Source organism: Fibrobacter sp., from assembly GCA_024398965.1.
Classification (GTDB): domain Bacteria; phylum Fibrobacterota; class Fibrobacteria; order Fibrobacterales; family Fibrobacteraceae; genus Fibrobacter.
This window is the reverse complement of the sequence record JAKSIF010000098.1, coordinates 1-3621: the sequence shown is the minus strand read 5'-3', so window position 1 is coordinate 3621 and position 3621 is coordinate 1. Positions and strand designations below refer to the sequence as shown.

The 3621-nt window shown below is 51.7% G+C and carries 1 protein-coding gene; it reads right to left on the bottom strand.

Going from position 1 to position 3621, the window contains the following annotated elements:
• Positions 1–156: 156 nt before the first annotated feature.
• On the bottom strand, positions 157–3222 hold the full coding sequence (locus tag MJZ26_14670) for a hypothetical protein (protein MCQ2107021.1): 3066 nt from the start codon (positions 3220–3222) through the stop codon (positions 157–159).
• Positions 3223–3621 lie beyond the last annotated feature (399 nt).

Here is a 3621-nt window from a genome sequence, read left to right as displayed (position 1 = left end):
AGGTGAACTTGCCAGGGTTGACCCATGCAGCGAAGCGAGCTTCGAAGTCGGGGTTCTCGAGGTACTTCTTGGTAACGTCCTCGGTTTGGGCACTGATGTCCAAAGTGCAAAGCCAGATACTGGCTGCAAGTGATAATCTTTTCATATTTTCAATCTTCAATTTTCAATTATAAAAAAGCTGTAGTGGTGCGGTTTGCGTCCATCGACAGTGTACTGCGGAAGGGTGCGTGCTCCCCACGAATCGACTCCGCCCACACCGTGGATGTTGAGGTCGATGTTGAGTGTGACACCATCGCCACGGTGCATCTCATTAGGATGTGCGGCTTGCAACTCCTCTTCGGCGTAGTCCCAGGCGCGGAAGCAGAGAGGCTGACAACCGAGTACGGTGAGCTGATGCTGGGTAGTAGTGGAGGATAGGGTGAAGGAACGCACGTCGCAACGATTGCCGTTGTCTTGCGGATTGACGTACTCCACCTCGTAGTCGGAGAGTGGCAATGCGTAGTTTCCAATGTGCTGCGAGAGCTTGCGGTCGGGATAGTTCTCAAGTGGACCTCGGCCATACCACGAGACATGATTGTAATCCGCCGGCATGTGCATCCTCATTCCGAACTTTGGCATGGTCTTGCGGGCTTCGGCCAATGCTTTGTCATCGACTTTCTCTTGAGGCTCGTAGTCAGCATCCACCTTGATAGTACCATCAGGATGAATGGCATAGACGAGGGTAAGCCGGGCTGCCACGGGCAGGGTGAAGGTGGCAGTGACCTCGGTGATGCCCTTGTGCTGGTTGACGTGGAAGTCCTGCAACTGCCGCTCCTGAGCCGCGTTCTGCCATACGGCAAGACGCTGAGCGTACTTGGCTGCATGCTGGTTGTCGTTCTCGGGCTTCCAGAAGTAAGGCTCGAGGGGAGCAGTGAGCCACTGTGTGCCATGCGCGGTGATCTGCGTGATGGCTCCCGTGCTGTCTATCTCTACCTGTCCGTGCTGTGTCTTGATGGTGACGCCATGCGCTGTAAACTTCACCTTGGTGGCCTTAAGCTTGCTGTGCGAGGTGGCTCGAGATTGGAGCGGCGATGTGATTCCGTTTGTAGAAAGGTCTTCAAACGTCTGTGGGAAGGCGTACTGCCCCTCGACAAACTGCTCGTGTGCCACCACAAAGCCACGTTTGGCCCATGGCGTGTCGTGCTTCAGCAGGGCTTTGATGTTGATGAGCCGTTCTCCACCAACCTGCAAGGTGTCCAAACAATAGTCGAAGTCATCAACATGCACAAAGGGGTCCATACTCTTCTTCTCGATGCGCCCGTCCTTCATCGCGAAATGGATAGGCTGATAGGTGTATTGCACCTCGTAATAGTGAGGGTGTGGCGTGCGGTCGGGCGCCACCATGCCGTTGATGCAGAAAGTTCCGTTGTTGGGTTGGTCGTCAAAGTCACCCCCATAGAGGTAGCGGGGCATGTCTTTGACGGATGCTGTTTCACTATGCATTGTGCATTGTGCATTATGCATTGGATCGAGTCCTTGATCCACCCAATCCCACACGGCTGCACCACAAATGCTGGAGTCTGCATAGATGATGTCCCAATAGTCCTTGAGATTTCCCATGGAGTTGCCCATGGCATGACTGTATTCGCGCATCATGAAGGGACGATCCTTGACACGCTGGGCAACACGTCGCATGTTCTCTGGAGTGAGATAGCTATCATCGTAGATGTCAGAGAGGCTGCGATCGCTGTCGTAGTAGATGACGCGCGTGGTGTCGATGGAGAGGATGGCCTCGCGCATGGCTTTAGGATTCAGGCCAGCACTTGCTTCGTTACCCAGCGACCAGATGAGCACAGAAGGATGGTTCTTGTCGCGCTCCACAAGCGATATGGCCCGATCTACATGAGCGGCTCGCCAAGCAGGGTCGTCGCCAAGGGTATGGTTGCCAATACCATAGCCGTGGCTCTCGTTGTTGGCTTCGTCCATGACGAAGAGGCCATAGCGGTCGCAAAGCTCGTAGAGGTAGGGATCACTGGGATAAACAGCCACACGCAGCAGGTTGATGTTGCATTGCTTCATCATGGCAATGTCCTGCTCGTAGGTGGCAGGGTCACAGTATCGGCCAGTTCGAGGATGGTGGTCGTGACGGTTGACGCCTCTCAGCTTGACATTTTGCCCATTCACTTTCAGCACCTCACCCTTGATTTCCACCTTTTTAAAACCGACGTGATTGTCGAAATGTTCGTCAGCGCAGGTAAGAGCTACTGGATAGAGGTTGGGGGTGTAGGGCGTCCAGAGCTTGATGTTGGAGAGGTGCCCGTCGAAGCGTACTGCTATGGTGTCGCCCGCAGCAATGTGCTTGACGGTTTGTGTGAGGCACTGCCCATCAATGGTGACACTTATGGGAACGTTTCTTGCTGCGTTCCGACCTTGGTTGCACACCTTGACGGTAGCGCTGAAATCTCCATCTCGCCAGTTGTTGCAGGGCTGAGCCTGAAGGTGGTAGTCGGCAATATGCACAAGGGGGCGCACCCACAGCTGCACGGGGCGGAAAATGCCCGAGAGGCGCCACATGTCGATGTCTTCGAGGTAACTGCCGTCCGACCAACGGTACACTTCCACGGCCAAACGGTTTGTACCTTTTTTTATATAAGGTGTGATGTCAAACTCGGATGGTGACATGGAATTCTGGCTGTAGCCCACCTTCTGCCCGTTAACCCATACATAGAAAGCAGACTTCACACCTCCAAAGTGCAGGATATAGGAAGTATTCTCCATGCTTCCCCAAGGGGAGACCTGAGGCGCTTCAAAAAAGGTTACGTACGATCCAACCGGATTGCGATGGTCGAAACTGTAGTATGTGCTATCGGGGACACCCATCACGTAGGGGGCATCTTTCTTGAAGGGATAGTTTACATTCGTATAGATGGGCTTGCCATAGCCTTGCAACTGCCAGTTGCCTGGCACATGTATGGTGGGCCATGACGAGACGTCGTAGGTAGAGTTGTAGAAATCGGAAGGGCGCGAAGCGGGGTCTTTCGACCAATGGAAATGCCATTCGCCATCTAACGAATGTATCTCGCTACACTCGGCCTCTTTCGACGGCAACTGCAATGTGGCATGGTAAGGCAGCTTTCCTATGGAAAGAATCATGGGATCCTCCCAGTCATGGTGTTCCTGTGCCTGGCCAAGTGTGCAGATTGCGGTAATTAAAACACCAAAACATGTGATACGTTTCATCATTATTATATCATCTTTTGTTCTGGCCGCAAAGGTATTAATATTATGCGAATACGCAGGACAAAGTACGTAACAAGGAATGGTAATGGTGTAACAAAGATGGGCAACAAGAGCAAAAAGGGGTTCCTTGCACATTTTCTACAAACTTATCGCCTTAATTTGAAATTTGCAGCGTAATTTGTCGCGCGTATATATAATATAAGGTATATGCAGTATAGATAACCATCGTTTTTTAGACATATTTGCCGTATTTCTTGTGTCAATATTAAGACCCTGTGACAGCGTCCTTTGGTTATCGAATCATTTTGCATAGTTTTGCAGCATGAAACATTAAATCACTCTGCGTTCTTTCCTTCACGAGGCTAAAGACCTCGTTGTTTTCAGAGCGCGTCACTTATAAAA

Bases quoted from the DNA above. Each gene is read 5' to 3' on its own strand.
- MJZ26_14670 (MCQ2107021.1), bottom strand. From the start codon at position 3,222: ATGATGAAACGTATCACATGTTTTGGTGTTTTAATTACCGCAATCTGC.